Origin of the sequence: Alitiscatomonas aceti (assembly GCF_025567195.1) — a bacterium.
GTDB lineage: Bacteria > Bacillota > Clostridia > Lachnospirales > Lachnospiraceae > Alitiscatomonas > Alitiscatomonas aceti.
Genome location: NZ_JAOQJF010000004.1, coordinates 12,584 through 28,325, shown reverse-complemented (window position 1 = coordinate 28,325; position 15,742 = coordinate 12,584). Strand labels below are relative to the sequence as shown.

At 47.8% G+C, this 15,742-nt stretch carries 26 protein-coding genes; 6 read left to right on the top strand and 20 right to left on the bottom strand.

The genetic code is table 11. The features are described 5' to 3' along the window. Positions 1-73: 73 nt before the first annotated feature. From OCV69_RS02815 to OCV69_RS02800, 4 genes are read right to left on the bottom strand one after another with little or no spacing between them, the layout of a single operon-like run. Positions 74-361 carry a hypothetical protein gene (locus OCV69_RS02815; protein ID WP_158357584.1) on the bottom strand — a complete coding sequence of 96 codons (288 nt, stop codon included), beginning with the start codon at positions 359-361 and terminating at the stop codon, positions 74-76. 1 nt (position 362) lies between these two features. After that, positions 363-614: a hypothetical protein gene (locus tag OCV69_RS02810; protein WP_158357586.1), complete on the bottom strand. Its 252-nt coding sequence runs from the start codon at positions 612-614 to the stop codon at positions 363-365. An 18-nt stretch (positions 615-632) separates the two neighbouring features. Beyond that, the gene (locus tag OCV69_RS02805) at positions 633-1,097 is read right to left on the bottom strand and encodes a Gp49 family protein (RefSeq protein WP_158357588.1); all 465 of its coding nucleotides are present in this window, start codon (positions 1,095-1,097) and stop codon (positions 633-635) included. Between the two features lies 1 nt (position 1,098). Continuing rightward, positions 1,099-1,266: a hypothetical protein gene (locus OCV69_RS02800; RefSeq protein WP_262562956.1), complete on the bottom strand. Its 168-nt coding sequence runs from the start codon at positions 1,264-1,266 to the stop codon at positions 1,099-1,101. 401 nt (positions 1,267-1,667) lie between these two features. On the opposite strand from OCV69_RS02800, the gene OCV69_RS02795 reads away from it, so the two are divergent. Next, the gene (locus OCV69_RS02795; RefSeq protein ID WP_158357590.1) at positions 1,668-1,859 is read left to right on the top strand and encodes a type II toxin-antitoxin system HicA family toxin; all 192 of its coding nucleotides are present in this window, start codon (positions 1,668-1,670) and stop codon (positions 1,857-1,859) included. Positions 1,860-1,888: 29 nt separating this feature from the next. Next, the gene (locus OCV69_RS02790; protein WP_158357592.1) at positions 1,889-2,275 is read left to right on the top strand and encodes a type II toxin-antitoxin system HicB family antitoxin; all 387 of its coding nucleotides are present in this window, start codon (positions 1,889-1,891) and stop codon (positions 2,273-2,275) included. 69 nt (positions 2,276-2,344) lie between these two features. Here OCV69_RS02790 and OCV69_RS02785 read toward each other — a convergent pair whose 3' ends face one another. From OCV69_RS02785 to OCV69_RS02730, 12 genes are all read right to left on the bottom strand, one after another. After that, positions 2,345-2,626 (bottom strand): hypothetical protein, encoded by a 282-nt coding sequence (locus OCV69_RS02785; protein WP_158357594.1) that lies wholly within the window; start codon positions 2,624-2,626, stop codon positions 2,345-2,347. A gap of 1 nt (position 2,627) precedes the next feature. Then, on the bottom strand, positions 2,628-3,782 hold the full coding sequence (locus OCV69_RS02780; protein ID WP_158357596.1) for a hypothetical protein: 1,155 nt from the start codon (positions 3,780-3,782) through the stop codon (positions 2,628-2,630). Further along, positions 3,783-5,891 (bottom strand): PcfJ domain-containing protein, encoded by a 2,109-nt coding sequence (locus tag OCV69_RS02775; protein ID WP_262562955.1) that lies wholly within the window; start codon positions 5,889-5,891, stop codon positions 3,783-3,785. It lies immediately after the preceding gene. Continuing rightward, the gene (locus OCV69_RS02770; protein WP_262562954.1) at positions 5,779-6,471 is read right to left on the bottom strand and encodes a DUF7666 domain-containing protein; all 693 of its coding nucleotides are present in this window, start codon (positions 6,469-6,471) and stop codon (positions 5,779-5,781) included. Before OCV69_RS02770 ends, OCV69_RS02775 begins: the two co-directional genes overlap by 113 nt. Next, positions 6,468-6,953: a hypothetical protein gene (locus OCV69_RS02765; protein ID WP_158357599.1), complete on the bottom strand. Its 486-nt coding sequence runs from the start codon at positions 6,951-6,953 to the stop codon at positions 6,468-6,470. Before OCV69_RS02765 ends, OCV69_RS02770 begins: the two co-directional genes overlap by 4 nt. Positions 6,954-6,976: 23 nt before the next feature. Continuing rightward, entirely contained in the window at positions 6,977-7,213 is a 237-nt protein-coding gene (locus OCV69_RS02760; RefSeq protein WP_158357601.1) for a hypothetical protein, read from the bottom strand. A gap of 10 nt (positions 7,214-7,223) precedes the next feature. After that, positions 7,224-8,231, bottom strand: a complete 1,008-nt coding sequence (locus OCV69_RS02755; protein ID WP_158357603.1) for a tyrosine-type recombinase/integrase — start codon at positions 8,229-8,231, stop codon at positions 7,224-7,226. Further along, entirely contained in the window at positions 8,203-9,090 is an 888-nt protein-coding gene (locus OCV69_RS02750) for a rolling circle replication-associated protein (protein ID WP_262562953.1), read from the bottom strand. Before OCV69_RS02750 ends, OCV69_RS02755 begins: the two co-directional genes overlap by 29 nt. Positions 9,091-9,254: 164 nt before the next feature. Continuing rightward, positions 9,255-9,545 (bottom strand): hypothetical protein, encoded by a 291-nt coding sequence (locus OCV69_RS02745; protein WP_158357605.1) that lies wholly within the window; start codon positions 9,543-9,545, stop codon positions 9,255-9,257. Beyond that, positions 9,521-9,688 (bottom strand): hypothetical protein, encoded by a 168-nt coding sequence (locus OCV69_RS02740; RefSeq protein WP_262562951.1) that lies wholly within the window; start codon positions 9,686-9,688, stop codon positions 9,521-9,523. Before OCV69_RS02740 ends, OCV69_RS02745 begins: the two co-directional genes overlap by 25 nt. Further along, positions 9,675-9,896 carry a DNA-binding protein gene (locus OCV69_RS02735; protein WP_158357607.1) on the bottom strand — a complete coding sequence of 74 codons (222 nt, stop codon included), beginning with the start codon at positions 9,894-9,896 and terminating at the stop codon, positions 9,675-9,677. Before OCV69_RS02735 ends, OCV69_RS02740 begins: the two co-directional genes overlap by 14 nt. After that, positions 9,893-10,111 (bottom strand): hypothetical protein, encoded by a 219-nt coding sequence (locus tag OCV69_RS02730; RefSeq protein ID WP_158357609.1) that lies wholly within the window; start codon positions 10,109-10,111, stop codon positions 9,893-9,895. The genes OCV69_RS02735 and OCV69_RS02730 overlap by 4 nt, the downstream gene beginning before the upstream one ends. Before the next feature lie 109 nt (positions 10,112-10,220). On the opposite strand from OCV69_RS02730, the gene OCV69_RS02725 reads away from it, so the two are divergent. Further along, the gene (locus OCV69_RS02725) at positions 10,221-10,652 is read left to right on the top strand and encodes a hypothetical protein (RefSeq protein ID WP_158357611.1); all 432 of its coding nucleotides are present in this window, start codon (positions 10,221-10,223) and stop codon (positions 10,650-10,652) included. A 107-nt stretch (positions 10,653-10,759) separates the two neighbouring features. Here OCV69_RS02725 and OCV69_RS02720 read toward each other — a convergent pair whose 3' ends face one another. The 4 genes from OCV69_RS02720 to OCV69_RS02705 all read right to left on the bottom strand — a co-directional run bounded on the left by OCV69_RS02720 (position 10,760) and on the right by OCV69_RS02705 (position 12,622). Further along, a complete protein-coding gene (locus OCV69_RS02720) occupies positions 10,760-11,125 on the bottom strand; it encodes a hypothetical protein (RefSeq protein WP_158357613.1) in 366 nt (121 codons plus the stop codon). A gap of 505 nt (positions 11,126-11,630) precedes the next feature. Then, positions 11,631-12,170 carry a hypothetical protein gene (locus tag OCV69_RS02715; RefSeq protein ID WP_158357615.1) on the bottom strand — a complete coding sequence of 180 codons (540 nt, stop codon included), beginning with the start codon at positions 12,168-12,170 and terminating at the stop codon, positions 11,631-11,633. Between the two features lie 21 nt (positions 12,171-12,191). After that, positions 12,192-12,422, bottom strand: coding sequence for a Lar family restriction alleviation protein (locus OCV69_RS02710; RefSeq protein ID WP_158357617.1), 231 nt, complete (start codon positions 12,420-12,422; stop codon positions 12,192-12,194). A gap of 32 nt (positions 12,423-12,454) precedes the next feature. Further along, positions 12,455-12,622, bottom strand: a complete 168-nt coding sequence (locus OCV69_RS02705) for a hypothetical protein (protein ID WP_262562950.1) — start codon at positions 12,620-12,622, stop codon at positions 12,455-12,457. Positions 12,623-12,767: 145 nt separating this feature from the next. Between OCV69_RS02705 and OCV69_RS02700 the strand changes: the two genes are divergently transcribed. The 3 genes from OCV69_RS02700 to OCV69_RS02690 all read left to right on the top strand — a co-directional run bounded on the left by OCV69_RS02700 (position 12,768) and on the right by OCV69_RS02690 (position 15,560). Next, entirely contained in the window at positions 12,768-13,211 is a 444-nt protein-coding gene (locus OCV69_RS02700; RefSeq protein WP_158357619.1) for a helix-turn-helix domain-containing protein, read from the top strand. 152 nt (positions 13,212-13,363) lie between these two features. Beyond that, positions 13,364-14,233 carry a YHYH domain-containing protein gene (locus OCV69_RS02695; protein WP_158357621.1) on the top strand — a complete coding sequence of 290 codons (870 nt, stop codon included), beginning with the start codon at positions 13,364-13,366 and terminating at the stop codon, positions 14,231-14,233. A 181-nt stretch (positions 14,234-14,414) separates the two neighbouring features. Beyond that, positions 14,415-15,560 carry a tyrosine-type recombinase/integrase gene (locus tag OCV69_RS02690; RefSeq protein WP_262562949.1) on the top strand — a complete coding sequence of 382 codons (1,146 nt, stop codon included), beginning with the start codon at positions 14,415-14,417 and terminating at the stop codon, positions 15,558-15,560. Positions 15,561-15,742 lie beyond the last annotated feature (182 nt).

The following is a 15,742-nucleotide window of genomic DNA, read 5'->3' as shown; positions in this document are numbered from 1 at the left end:
TGCAATACATTTTCTTTATTTTAGCTATAAAAAAGAAATGAGGCTATATTTTTACAGCCCCATTCCTGCACCCTTATGATTTCTCCCCACTCTGGACAATGTACCTGTATATCCTCCCGTCCGATCCGTCCAGCAGTTCCCCACGGATCAGCTTCCCATCTGTTTTACCTATATCCTCCATGGTCAGTTCCAGGACACCTCCATTTCTGATCACTGAAGCGGCCAGCACGATCTCCAGAAGGTCTCCTCTGGCCTTTTCTTTTTCGTATTCCTGTTTCCAGGTATTCCGTAAATGTTCTGCTGCCTTCACTTTCCGTTCCAAGCGTTCCTTTTCTTTTCTCAGGTCCTTTACGATTCCCATTTTAACACTCCCTGTATTTGTTGTTGTAGATCACCTCGTAGTAGGGACAATTCTGACAGGTTTTCGCATCCATGCAAAACAGCTCCATAAAATCCAGACGCTGCTTCTGGTTAGCAAAAAAGAGCTTGTTTTTTACATTGAATCCCATATTGGTCTTGATCCTCTCACAGGTTATGGTGATGTTATTCCCGGTCCCGCTGTTATGAGCCACATAGAATGGGCACTGGATCCTGTTTGCGATATTATCATTCATGTCCCTACCTCTATTTCTCTATCTTATTCCATGCCATGCAGTCTGCAGGAGGAATCCCAGAAGCTCCCATATCCTGTCCTTGATCTTCTCCATACAGATTTTCTGTCCCAGCTCCTCGGAATAGTTCCGCGGATCCACGCATGCGCTTGATTCCACGATCTCAAATCCGTTCCGGAGCACACACCGGACCACCGTGGTCCGGTCCCCCATCGTGATCGTCTCTGTGTACGCGACAAATTCATCCACCATCTTCTGGCCGATTGATATTCCAGATGGCAGATCCTTATTATCGTTCACCTCCATATAGGCCTGCTCAAAAATATGCTTGGGCGACCAGCTTACATATCCCTCCGGATACCGGACAAAATATCCCGGATCCTCCGGATCCTCGTCCTCTGGAATAGTCCATCCACGGTATTCATTGTATGCTCCTCTGGTCATGGGTTCCGCTTTCAGTAATTTGCATCCTATGTACTTTTTCATGTTATTTCCCTCTCTTTATCCTTTTTTTCTTTTTCCTGCTGCCCGCAAACCTTCCGGATCCTCCGGCCGGTTTGCCATAAATAAACGTGTTAAAGTTTGTTCGGCTCATTCCCCCACCACATAATCTTCTGCCCACACTTTTCACAGCTCCTTCGTTTTCTCTGATCATGACTTCTCCCCCTCAAAAAGACTCTCTCTCCCACTATTGCACTGCAATTCGGACACCTCCACCAGTTATTACGCTGTTCCTGTGCCTCTCCATGTCCGTCTTTATAGTCAACAAACACTATACTGCGCTCATTCTTATGCAACACAGGCGCTTTCGCTGTCCTTAATTCTGCCAGTTTTCCTACCTGTACCGGATCCAGTCCAATATCCTCATAGGCCGCCAGCCTACTCATGGCCTCGGACAACCGATCCTTATTTCGGATCACCGCTACTCCGCAATGATATTCTGTTAATCGTTCCATTTATCACACCAGCCTTCATGTTTTTGTGTATTTTTGTGTATTAGATTCTTGACATTATACACAATTTTGTGTATAATAAGATTGAGAAAGGAGTTCTACCATGCATCCAAGAAAAATCACTATCAAGGAGCTGGAAAAAAATGGATATGTATTTAAACGTCATGGAGCAAACCATGATCTATACTACAATCCCCAACTTCAAAAGACAATTCCCGTAAAGCGGCATGACTTCAATGAGAATGATATGAAATATATCTTCAAAGAAGCCAACATTAAACAGGACAGGGACTGAAACTCCTGCTCCTAAGGAGGTGATCTTTTATGTTATATGCTTACACTGCTGTCATCACTGAATCTGATGGAATCTTTTATGCAAAGGTTCCGGATATTGATGGATGCATTACGACTGGAAACAGCCTCCCAGAGGCAATCAGCCTTATTACGGATGCTTTGAATCTATGTCTTGTAGGGTTAGAGGATGAGGATATCTGTCCGAAGCCTCCAACTTCACAGGCAGATATCCCTCATACCCCAGATGATATCCTTACGATCATCCAGGCCGACACAATCTTATATCGTGCCAGGACTGATACAAAGGCTGTCCGCAAAAACGTTTCTCTTCCGGCCTGGATGGCCGGTCTTGCTGATAAACGTGGGATCAACTGTTCCAAAGTCCTTCAGGATGCTCTTTTAACTGTCCTTTCTTAATCTTTAGCCACCCGGGTCATGCCCAGGTGGCTTTTTGCAAAAAAATCAACCTCCCCAGTATCTTCCGCCTCAATAATTCCTCCCGAAAATCTGCCGGAAATCTTTTCCTGGATACGTCTGCTCAAATGCCTGCTGCCCGATCTTCTGCAGCTTCCGCATCTTTTCCCGGTTATAGTGGACGCCCTCCCGGGAATCCTGATGATCCATCCAGCACAGGTGCACGGTCAGACCATATTTTTCTGACAGCTTCCGGTTTGGCCCGCCAAAGATATGATGCCTCTCCAGATATCCCCGGGACCCGCAAAGGTAACATTCCTCTGCGGGATTCTGCTCCACTATACTTTTCTTCATTTTATTTCACCTCAATTCCCTCTATGGTGATCCTTACCTCATGGATCGCATCCCGGTTGCCCTGCAGGTAGGCATATGCTCCGGCGCACAGCCGCTCGATGTATTTCCGCTTCTCGTTTCTGATCCTCTCCTGCTCGCTGGCCAGGACCTCACTTCCATCATGCGCTACCACATAATCATCCGGCAGCACCTCTGGAAAGTCCCCGATCTCCATCTGGCACCCATCCCCATCCGGCATCGTATCCAGTGCTTCCGCTGCCTTCTCCTGCGGCTTCTCATCGGCTTTTTTCTGCTCTTTTTCTGGCTTTTTCGGTTCTTTTGCTTTGACAACCCTGGCCGGTTTCTTTTCTGCCTTCTTTTTCTCCGGTTGCACCGGTGCAACTGGCTCTTCTTCCGGTTTTTCCAGATAGATCTCCAGTTCCTCCAGCAGGCAGGACCATGGATACATCTCCTTTTCCTGGTTCCGGACGTTAATCAAGGCAATCTCCCGATCAATGCCTTTGATGGATATCATCATCCTTCCGGTTCCAGGGATCCTGACCGTATAGATGGATTCTCCTGCCGGCGCCAGGGCCTCCTGGACTGCCTCCATCTGCCGCTCCTCTTTCAGGGCCTTCCGGATCTTGAGCCGCAGATACACGTCCCCATCCAGCATCAGACGGACTGCCTGGACAAACACCGGGGCTGTCTCTTCCGGTCCCTCTGCCTGCTCCGCAAGTACCTCCAGGTCTGATACCTGCTTTTCTGCCTCAATCTCATCCTTCACGGCCTGGATCTCTGCCTTGCTGTACTCCGGGGACAATTCCTCGATCACCGTGTCCGGAAGCGTCAGCATCAAGGCCAGTTTTGCATAGCCAAATCCCTGGTACTCCGCGCGGAGCTTCGTCGGGTCCTCTCTGTCCGCAAACTCCGTATGGATATTGATAAACCTGGATACCTGCGACTTATCCATGCCGTATTCGGCCCTGGCAAATTCCAGATAGTCCGTGTATCCGGATTCTTTCAGGATCTCCGTATCCCTGGCCAGTTTGAACAGATATCCGATCCGCACAAAGCTCTCCGCTGCGCGGCCCATCTCCGCATCCATAGCCACCTTAAGGTCCCGGTATGACACACATGGGTTTCCCATTTCTTTTTTTAAATCAAGCTCCTCCATCTACACCGCCTCCATAAAATCTTCCATCAGGGCTTTCAGTACCCTGGTATTTCCTTTCTGCCGCAGCTCTTCCAGGTTTTTTTCCCGCTTTTCTGCGCTTGCCTTCTGGGCTTCCAGGTCGCTCGCCTTCAGTTTCTTTTTCACATGCTTCTGCCATTCCTTTAAAAATGGTCGGATCTCTTCAATCCCGGTTTCCTCGTCCAGATATGTCCGGCTCTGCCGCACAGTCCCATTCGGCTCCACTTCGATTGTGTAATATGGGATCTGCGGCTCATCCACGCGCCGCAGAAAACATATACATGTTTCTCGACTCATCAGCCGTTCAAAGTACCGTTCTGAGGATCCTGCGCAGTGATGCAGGGCATTCCCTTCCCGCACGATATCCATCAGCGTTTCCGGGACCATCACCATGTACTTCTCGCTCTGATATGTATACTTCTCCCGGGCTTCCGCAAGTGCTTCTTCTGCCCCAGGGAATTTCTCGTTCATCTGCGCCGCATATTCTGCTGCCCCTTTTGGATCCCTATCCAGGTCCTTTAGGATCTGTGCTTTCTGTTTGTACGCGATCAGCTCATCATGTCTCCGTTTTAATTCTCTTGGACGGTACACCATCGGATCTGTCAGATCCTTTTGTGCTGCCAGGCTCATGGATATGTAGTCTGCATACTGTTCCAGGATCTCCTTATACCCCAATGAAGGATACGACTCCTGTTTCTGCCTGATCAGATAATTCATGACCTGCTGCGGCCGCATCAAGTCCCGGATAAACTCGATATCTCTCGGATTGATCTTATATGCACACATCCACTTCAAGGTTTCCTGGCTGATCTTCTCCCCGCTCTCCTCTTCCTCCTGGAGCCACCGGAGTTCTTTTTCTCCTCCATCCATATCCCGGATCCGGTTGATCCTCTGCCAGTTTTCCAGGCCGAATATCTCATGGATATCTTCCCCAAATGGATCTAAGCCCTTTCCGCAATAACTTCCGTTATATCCGGATATGTTGTCCACCATATCCTTTGCCAGGCGATAAAACCGTCCTTTGTAGAGATATTCCAGCGGGCCTGCATAATCTTTCGACCACCGCATGATCATGTTATAGTCTGCCAGAAATCCATCGGCCGCCATTCGCTCAAAGATCCTGCTGCAGTCACTGTACTTGGTCCCTTCCAATGCCTCTGATATGCCTTTGTCATATAGATAACATGTTGTTATGTGCCGGCCTTCCGGATTCTGGTCCCACCAGTCCTCATACCGGTTCATATTGGCGATCTGGTAATAGATTCTACAGTTCTTCGCGGGATCCCGGTACAGGATCAGCCGTACCTGTTCGTCCATAAAGGATGTTATCTTACTTCCCCTCTGCTGTAACTCGGCTGTAAAGTGCCTTGCCACGCTCTTTTCTCCGTCTATCTTCTGGAGCACATGGATCCGGCATTTTTTCCAGACCGCATCGGTTCTGGTCTTGGCTGTCAGCCGCTTCCCGCAGGCCGGGCATACCAGTATATCGTTATGTCGGATCTTTTTTCCTCCATCCTCTCTATATGGCTCTGCTTCTTCGGAGCAACACGTCTTCCCTGTCAGCTCCCCTTTTTTGTAAAAAGCATAATATCCATCCGGATCCAGGAGCCGGTGCAGCCAGCTCCCGTCTTCAAGTTCCTTTGGCAGATCCGGGACCTGTGCCATCAGTTCTTCAATCCGCCGTACCCGTTTATAATATGCCCGTTGTTTTTTATCCCTGGAGTATTCATCCTCCTTCCACTGGATTTCCCGCAACAGAGATGATGTGGTTGGTTTCAAGTCCATGGTATTTACGATAACAGGCTTAAATTTGCTGTCGATGTGCGTATCTGGCAAGATCCCGCAATAATACCAGTTTTTTCTTTCATTCAGCATCGTTTCCAGCTTGTCCCTGGTCCACTCTCCCGTTTCCGGATCATAGGCTTCATACTCTCCGGATGTGCAGTTCAGGCAATGACGCCCCTTCCATTTTTCTTTTTTAAACCAGTCCAGGATCAGGATATCTCCTGCCTTCTGGGCTGTGATCTGGCTTTTCCAATTCGCTTCCTTCGGCCATATTGGCTTCTGCTGCATGACCAATTTCCTCTTCATGTTTCCCCGTCTCCTTTTCTTCTCTGGGCGTATCCCCATCCAGGACATACCATGTCCATGGCCGGACACCCCCAGTTACTTCGAGCAGCCTGGCCCCGGTTATCACCCCTTCCTCCTCCCGGATCAGTCCCAGGACAGCTCCGGCCACACCGCGCACCCTGGGATTTTCCCCTCTGGCTATGGCAACTCCGCCTTTCAATTTCATTTCTGCCTGGTCTTTTCTGACCTGACAGCAACAGATATCATGCTCCCATGCCCTGGATGGATGGTTGACCATCCACATCATCCCGTGGCCGGCCAGTTCCTTGATGGTCAGTTCCTTTAAGATTGTCAGTTCGGTGCTGGCGATCTTATTGTCCTCTTTCGCCTCATCAATGCTTCCGCCTGCTTCGCACATAAAATACCGGCTGTCTCCTGTCCCGTACCAGTGCAGGACATACAGCGGGTTTTCGACCGAGTGGAAACCGGTGTTTGCAGCCTTTGACTGCTCCTCCCTGTACGTTTTCCCGACCTCATACTGGTATATTCCCTTCCCCATGGTACACGTCATATTTCCCCGCATTCCTTTGTATACAATCATGATCCGTAATACTCCATAATTATCCGTTTTGCAGTCCCCATATCCGGGATCCCGAGCGTCACCCGGACATTTTTCGGGATACCTGCATACCCGGCCACCTCCTTGTTGATCTCCCTGGCATTTTCAAAACTCCATTTAAGCAGGGCCCCGATGCATTTCTTCAGGCTCTTTCCCTTTCTCCGCACGGCTTTTGCCATTCCTTCGTCTTCCGTACACTGGATCTGTATATAAGAGAGCCAGTCTTTCATGATTCCTTCCGGCTCCAGGTCTGCTTCCTCTACCCGGAGTTTTCCCATGGCAGCCATCAGAGGGCTGGCAAGTTCCGGAACGATTCCATCCAGAAAATCCTCTGCGTCCTCCCGGTCGATTCCGTTTTCCTCCGCGATCACAAGGACAGCCTCAGTATCACCTTCCCGCTTCTGGGCCTCTGCTGCCCGGTTTATCTCTTCAGCACTGTCAAATTCCCCGAATTTTTCAAACATCTCTGATTCTCCTTCCTCTCATCTTATACAATTTTCATACGCACGATTCCGCGTCTCTGGTCCACGTTGCAGATCACCTTTCCATTCTGCCGGCCCAGATTCCTGGTCCAGATGAGGGCATGTCCTCCCATGTGCCGCAGGAGCTCATAAATATACCGTTCAGCCTCTTCCCTGGCCTTGCGCTCCTTTGCGATTTCCCGCTGCCTTCTTTCCAGCTCTGTCTCCAGCTGATGGATCCTTTTCTGATAATATCCTTTCATGTTTCTCCTTCTATCCATACTTCTCCTCTGCGGCCCAGACCGTCTCCCGGCTGATCGCCGCATAGCAGTCCAGCGTGGTCTGTACCTTTTCGTGCCCGAATTTTTTTGCAACAAGCTCCGCCGGCATCCCCCGGTTGATCAGATCGGTCCCGCGGGTCCTCCGGAACGTATGCGGCGTCAGCCGGACATGGGCCAGGCCCGGCTCCCTCTTCCGGATCGTCCGCAGGATCCCCTCGACCGCATCCCGGCTTAACCGCTCATACGGCCTCCTGGATCTGACAAAGAGCGCCGGATCTGTGTCGGTACGCTCCTCCAGGTAACGGGCCAGATGGACTCCGCACTCGGCCGAAAACATGACCTCCCGCTCCTTCCGGCCTTTTCCGTAGCATTTTGCCCTCCGGCGGCGCAGATCTATATCGGCCCGGTCCAGCCGGATCACCTCGGAGACGCGCATCCCGGAGCTGTACAGGAGATCCACAAGGGCCAGCTCCCGCTCGGTCCGGCACGCCGTCCGGATCAGCTCCCGCTGCTCCGCAGTCAGTACCGGCTGCATGATATACGCAGTCCTGGTGTCCCGGATCCGGCGGCACGGGTCCACATCTACATAACCCTGATCTGCGCAGTACCGGAAGAAGCTCCGGACGGTACGGAGTCTCAGGTTATAGGTGCTGTCCTTCCATTTGCGGATCATTTTTCCCTCTGCCAGATATCTCTTGATATCCATTTCCGTGATATCCTTCAGATCCTTGTTTACTGCAAGCAGAAACTGGGACATATTATAGGCATAGGTCCGCAGGGTCTCCTCTGTGCAGCCATTCAGCTGCAGCTCGATCCCCCAGTCTCTGACCGCTTCCGGAAAGGCCACTCCTCCGGCAGATACGTCCGTACATGCCTCTGACAGCTGGTAACCGGACAGGTGCATATACAGCACTGACCGGATATCCAGAGCCTTTTCATAGCCCGTAACATCCATCAGGTTCTCAGTGATCTCATTGATCATTACGTTTATGTCTTTCATGACCTCTCCTTTCCCCACCGGCGCGGGGCCGGTGGCTGTCTTTATGTGAACGGGTATCCTGTGACATACCCACGGAGGGCCTGCCCCTCTGCTCCCAGTCTGAATCGCTGGGCTTTATTTTTACCATCACATACCGCTGGTATGGATAGCCCATCCGGTCATATCCGTTAAAAACGCTGTCCGGCAATATGTAATATCCCTTCTGCGGCCGCGGATCCCGTCTCCAGGTCCTGCCCTGCATCCGCTCCACGGTCTTTTTGGGCTTGGTCAGATTCCGGGAACAGGAATACCGCTGTTTGACCGCGCTGTCCTCATCCCGGAAAGTTCTCTCTGTCTCTTTTATGAGATAATCGGCCAGCTGGCTGTATTCGCCGCTGTCGTATAGCATCACGAATTTGGGATTGCCGCGGATCCCGTCCTGGCCCCGCCGCACCGCCCACAGTTCCCGGACCATGGCGGCCGTCATCTCCCCTCCCGTATTGATGGCATTGACCACCAGATGATGATGGATATGCTTTGACCGGTATTCCGTGGCCACTATGTATTTCAGCTCATGACCGGCCTTCCGGTATCTCCGCCGCAGGCAGCCCAGGAATTTCTTCAGCTCCTCCCTGGCCTCCTCCGGGGATGGCCGGATCTCCTTCCGGTATGTCAGTGTGATATGCCAGTCCCCCGGCCGGAAGTTGGCATTCATCAGCCGTTCTAATTTTCTGGCCGCCTGCCTCTTATTGGCCTCCCGGATCTCCTCCGGCGTCTTTTTCTTTACTGGCTCCCGCTGGGTACTTTTCCGGTCCTCCCTGGGATAGCAGTGGATGATCTCCTTCGTTGCTCCTGCCTTATATGTGATCCTGTTGTGCATGGTATGCTCCTAAGTTTAATCCTTTTATCGAGTCCGAAAACGCGATAATTCCTTGCTTTTATGGAGCATATGTGCTATACTTCAAGAACGATGATTCGTATATGAACTCCTGTTCATATGCCCCATGGAGCCGTTTCCCCGGCTCCTTTTTTTCTGTCCTTCTTTTATCGGTCTTCCCGGAAAAATACCCGTGGAATCGCTTCTGAGAGCACTCCCGAGATCAGAAACACTCCCATGATAGCTACAACCAAACTCATCCCCATTCGGTCCGTAAGGATCAGCACGGTCACTCCCAGGCCGGCCCCGAAAAATAACAGGATCGCCAGGATAAGCGCATACACGGCCATTTCCTTTGCCGCCTGAGCGGCTGCCAACAGCCTTCTCCGGTTCCTTCTCCTTCTGGCCTCCTGAAACCGGTTCCTTTCTGTTATTACGATGCACGTGATCTTCTCCATGTCCTTTTCCACCTTTCATAGTATTCCAGCCGGATATCCGGCGTCTTTTCTTCCATTTCCGCCTCACAGGCCTCGCAGACCCTCTTTTCTCCCGGATCCACGTAGATCCTGCAGCCGCACCGGTCGCACTTATATCCTTTCATCTTCTTCCTTCCCGATCACCTGGTTCAGCATCCTCCGGTAGATATAAAATGCCCATCGGGTTGATCCGTTCTTTTCCGGCGGCACCGCCCGTCCAATGGGCAATGTCTTCTTTTTCATCTGGAAGCGCACCGAAGTCGGTGACATTCCCAGGATCCGTGCCGCTTCATTCACGCTCACACGCTCTGACAGGGTTTCTTTTTCCTTCATCTGGTTTCCTCCTCTTCCGGAATCTCCTTGAGATCTAACGCATACATGTGAATTGCAAAGTACAGCTCATCCACCAGCGTATAATTCTTCTGGATTCCCCGTTCTTTCATGTACTGGTGCTGTTTTTTTACCTGGTATTCCAGCTTCCGGACCTCTGAATCCGAAAGAAATATGGCATCCTGGGTTCCGTCCGGGAATGTGATCTGTAATTTCATACGGCAGCCTCCTTTCTCCTTGCTCGATATTGCCTTTCCCTCTCTTTGCCCTTATAATTGATTTACTGGTTCTTCCCAACCAGATATCAATTTTATTTGGAGGTACTATATGGCGATTTATAGGATTACTGATATTCTCAACCAGCTCGTTCAAATTACTTCTGATGGATATGATTATGTGGATCTCACATCTCTTGAAGCCAATGATGACTTTCCCGCGTCCCTGGATTTCTCTGCCATTGATTTAGGAGGTTTTTCCATTGGCTATAATCCTGTTGAGTCGGTAAATATCCCATCCGATTATGATCCGGAAACATCTGAACGCATTTTTTCTGGCAATGATGTTTGTTCTGACCTTCTTTTTACCTACAACGAAATACTTACTACGCGTTACGCCATTGACAATGTCCTTGAATTTTTCAAAGCGTATTTGAAGGAGCCATCCTGTTCCAGAGAAGAACGGGACGATATCAAGGCCTCTTCTGTGGATGTGCGTAACCTTCAGGCCAAATTGAACAAATTTCTTTCTCACTGTAAATAGGTTTAGGTACAGTGATAATTTCGTATCCTACCGTTTTTTCCATGCGGCGGTTCAGTCTGCGAAGCGCCGCTTGGATCTCTTCCATAAGAGTCTCCGCAGATTCATTGTCACAGGCCCGTATTATCACTGTGATCTGATTGGACTTCTCTTCCCGGCTTTTTACCATTTTCATTTTCGTTCTCAATCCATTTTCCTCCTTCCAATTCGCAGAAGCCGCGAACTTCCTCTTTCACTTTTTTAATCCCCTCACCGATGATCCCCGTCTGCTGCAATGCTCCCCTTGCGCAGATCAGACACAGTATCAGCAGTACCGGCGCATCCCCTGCTTCAAACTGGTTCAGTCCCCATCCCCGGATGAGATTTTCAATCAGTCCTTCAATCACGCTGTCTGCCTCTGCAAGGTCTTCTCCTTCGCATGGGATATCTCCTTCCAGGACAGACAGCAGTTTTTCAGTCAGTTCTTTAGGTGCCATGCAATCACAACTCCTTGTATTATAAAGTAGTAGTGTTTATAGTCCCTCTCCAAGGACTACTTCCTGATCCGAAAGAAATATGACCTCCTGGGTCCTGTCCGGAAATGTGATCTGTAATTTCATATGGCAGCCTCCTTTCTCCTCGCTTGATATTGCCTTTCTCCCTCTACACCCTTATAATTGCTTTATCAGCATGCCTAAAATCCCATAGAAAGGAATCAGTACTATGTTTATAATAGGCCCCTTCGATTACCGGATGGATCTGCTCCGGTTCATTTATAAGCATCCCTACACAACGATTGATGGCATCGAAAAGCACTGTCGAAAGCCCTGGCAACGTTTTAGGGGTGCCCATAGGTCGGTCGGTACATTCAGCCGTCCCCGGCTTTGTCAGCATATCGACTTTTTAAAGGATGAAGGACTTATCATCTACGTCCCTTTTTCTCCCTCCACTGTCCGAAACGATATAAAAGCCGATCAGTATACCTTTTCTGTGTCTATTGATTCAAATATGGGAATCCTTCTGACTCTCAAAGGCTCCACCATGGTCAGTGAAAGAACAATTTCCAGATGGAATTTCTGGTTCCCATGGATTGTAACTACATGCATTGCACTCGGCAGCTTCATACTTCAGCTTTGCAGCATCTGGGGGAATCATTGATTCTTTCGATATGTCAACAGCAGCAAATCCGATAAGATAGCTAATCACCAGTCCGATGGCGCCAACTCCTACCAAAAAACCTAATCCATATTCAATCAAGGCACCGCCCACCCAAAGCAGAATATAGCTAATCACCGCACAGCCAAGCATAATATATAAAGCAGTGACTGCTTTGGGTGGGTTTCCAGCTTTCATGATCCTTTGCATTACCACTATAAGATCAAGGCAAATGACTGCTCCTAAAACTAAAAGGGCTCCTATGATTCCAAACGGACAGGGATCACCGAATATGAAAAACTTGAGTACTCCTATCAAAAACAGAGCTATCCCGATCACCAAACAAAACGACATCACCTTCCATAATGCTAAATATAAAGTTTCCATTCTCTCTCCTTTCCCCAGGTACTAGGCTTCTTTTTTCTCCGGTTTCGAACCCTCTGTCCGTCTGTTCCATGCTTTAATCGCCAGCTCTTTGCATTCTTCAAAACTTTCCAGGTCATCTTTGGGACAATATCCAGCAGTTTCCGCGAGACATTTTTCACACCGTCCCCATAAGGTAAGTCCTATTCTTTTATGTTCCATATGTATTTTGGCTTTTCCACCACAGAATGGACATGGTTTAAGTGGTTCACTCATCTATTCTCTCTCCTTTCCTCTCTGAACAGGTACTAGGCTCCTTTTTTCTCTGGCTCTGAGTTAAGCGCTTTCTGTGCCTCCAGGCCCGCAATAAACCCGGATACCATGGCCTGCTCATTTCGCGGTAAATTGCGAAATTTTACTACTATTTTTTCTAAATCTTCAATTTTACCTAAATCCTTTTTCGTTTCTTTTGACACTGCAATCACCTCTCTTTGTATTCTCTGTTATCATCATACGTCACGAAGAAAACAATGTCAAGCATTATTTGTTTTCTTTGAAAACATTTGTTGACTTTGACAACATAATGTATTATACTTTTCTTATCAAAGGAGGAACTTTACAATGAATAACCGAATTGCATTATTGAGAAAAACTCTATCTCTAACAATGGAAGAGTTTGGCAAACGTGTCGGTGTGACTCGTTCGGCCATTTCCAACATTGAAAATGGAAAAAGAAATTTAACCGATCAAATGATTCTCTCTATTTGTCGAGAGTTTAATGTGAATGAGAATTGGATAAAAACTGGTCAAGGCGAAATGTTTACACCTGAGCCAGAAAATGAATTCGATGTTTTTGCTAAGAATTTTAATTTAAATGACTTTGAAAGGAATTTTCTGGAAAAATATCTGAAATTAAGCAAACAAGAAAGAGAGGCCGTAACCATCTTTATAGAATCTCTTACAAACAATACTATGGGGGCTTTTTTAGGAATGATCCCAAAAACTCCCGAGGAACTGGAAAGCCAGTATCCACCAGTTTCTGATAGCACACATAAGGCTATTTGAACATCTTATTGTAGTATGTAAAGATAGATTTTATTTTTAAAGCAAAGATTTATATATAAAGTCCGGTTCGATCTGTAATATATTCCACGGATTCTGTGATCCGGAAAATATATGTATTTCTTTAGCATGACAGTGTTTGGGGGGATACACAAATGAAAAAGCTGATATCTGTTGCATTACTAATTCTACTGACTCTTGTATTTGCATTCAACGCAAATGCCCACCCTGGAAGAACGGATTCAGACGGTGGACATTATGACCGGAGCACAGGCGAATACCATTACCATCATGGACGACCGGCACATGACCATCCTAACGGGAAATGCCCCTATGATGATGAAGATATTTATGAATATAATTTCTCTTATACAGAAACAACTGCTGACAGTCCACAATGGGATGAAGATATTTATGAAGAAAGTTCTTCTTATACAGAAACAACTGCTGCGCCCATTCAAACCACCGACAGCCCACAACGAGATGATGAGACCTATGAAGAAAGTTTCTCTAATACAGAAACAACTGCTGCACCCATTCAAACCGCTAACAGTTCGCAATGGGAAAAGTTATCGTATTTTCTATATCCAATCCTTGTATCAGTTTTAGCTTGTATTGTTATAGTATCGTTTTATATTTTACTTGTCCTTCTAGCGTATAAAATCCGCCAAAAAGTAGGACCTTGTATCAAGAAAAATGCAGGTAAATGTATGGCTCTAGTGTTTATTTTTGTTGTTGTTTACGCCGTACTTTTTAGTACATCTTCTGTTACGATTATGGGCGTAGTAGAATTTGGGTATACTTTCTTTATCAATATGTTCATCCCAATCATCTGTATATGCGTTTTCCGCCAGATGGACACACCTTTGATTCTGATGACTTGCTTAATTAACTCTGTTTTGACTTGTTTTTATTTTATGCACGACATCAACCTTCAAGGCGGATCCTATTCTATCCTGTCTGCCTTTGCCTGGTTTTGTGCAAGTTTCTTATTTTTATATTGGATTTTTAGAAATAGAGACTAACTCGATATGCCAAATATAAAAGCCGCCCCCAGCGCCAACTGGAGACGGCCCACAGACCGGTTACTGCTACCCGATGCCGGGAGAAATAACCTGACCTAACCACTCAGATTATACCATACTCCTTATGCATCTGGCAAGCAGGTGTTATTTTTATACCCAAACCAATGCAAGGAGGAATATTATGCCTAAACGGAAAAAACACACGAAGTTACCAAATGGCTATGGCAGCATCCGATATCTTGGATCTGGCCGTAGGAATCCTTACGCGGTACATCCACCCGCCCATGAAAACCCCGTCAACGGCATGTACGTCGTTCCGCGGGCTCTCTGCTATGTGGATGACTGGTATGTCGGCTTTGCCGTCCTCACGGCCTACAAGGCCGGTACATACGTCCCTGGCATGGAGGGAACATTGAAGTCTTCCCTGGATAGTCTTGAAAACTCAGATACCATCATCAAGCACATTCTGTCCGACTATTCCGGAAAGCAACAATCAAAGTCCCCAACTTATGCTGAAGTCTATGAGGCTTTTTATGCAAACAAATTCCACGAAGGACATCAGTATTCTAAATCCTGCATATACGGAGCCCGTATGGGATTCAAGCACAGTGCCAATCTGCATGATCGTGAGTTCCGGTCTATCACTGCGAAAGATCTGCAGGACACTCTGGATGCCTGTCCTCTCAAGCATTCCAGCCTTGAGCAGATTTTAAATCTGTACCATTCCCTGTATCATTACGCAGATGGATGCGGATGGTGTGACAAGGATTATTCCAAATTTGTCTCGATCAAGACACCCGATGATGATGAACACGGAGTCCCCTTCACCGAAGAGGAGCTCCAGATGCTCTGGTCTCATAATGAAGATCCTATCATTGAACTTTTACTGATCATGTGCTATTCTGGACACCGTATATCGGAATTAAAGGTTATTGAAGTCGATCTGACCGACTACTGCTTCCGCGGAGGCCTTAAAACAAGAACCAGCAGGGAACGGATTGTTCCCATTCATTCCGCAATTTTGCCACTTGTAAAACGCCGTTTAGCCCGGGATGGGGCGTTATTGTGCCAATCCACAAACACCTATCGTAAAAGATGTACTGCTGCTTTAGATAATCTGGGAATCCTTGGCGATCCCAAGCACACACCCCATGACTGCCGGCACACATTCTCGGCATTGCTGGAAGACGCTAAGGTCAGTGATAATGACCGCAAGCGGCTAATGGGACATAGCTTTAAGGACGTAACCAATAAGGTCTATGGACACCGCGATCTGTCTGCCCTCCGGGCAGAAATCGAGAGGATTAAGGTTGTGACAAGTGTGTGACAAACCGTCCCGTTTTATCCACTCCTGCCCCATCCTTTTCAGCCTCTTGTTTTGTTGTATTTTCCTTGTAAAATCAGGGGTTTGATGCGTTTCCCCTGAATTTTACAAGCCCCTGTGAAATTAAACGAATCTTAAGATTCCTTACCCTTTCTTTTCATTTTTTCAGTTCTCTTGAAAACCGG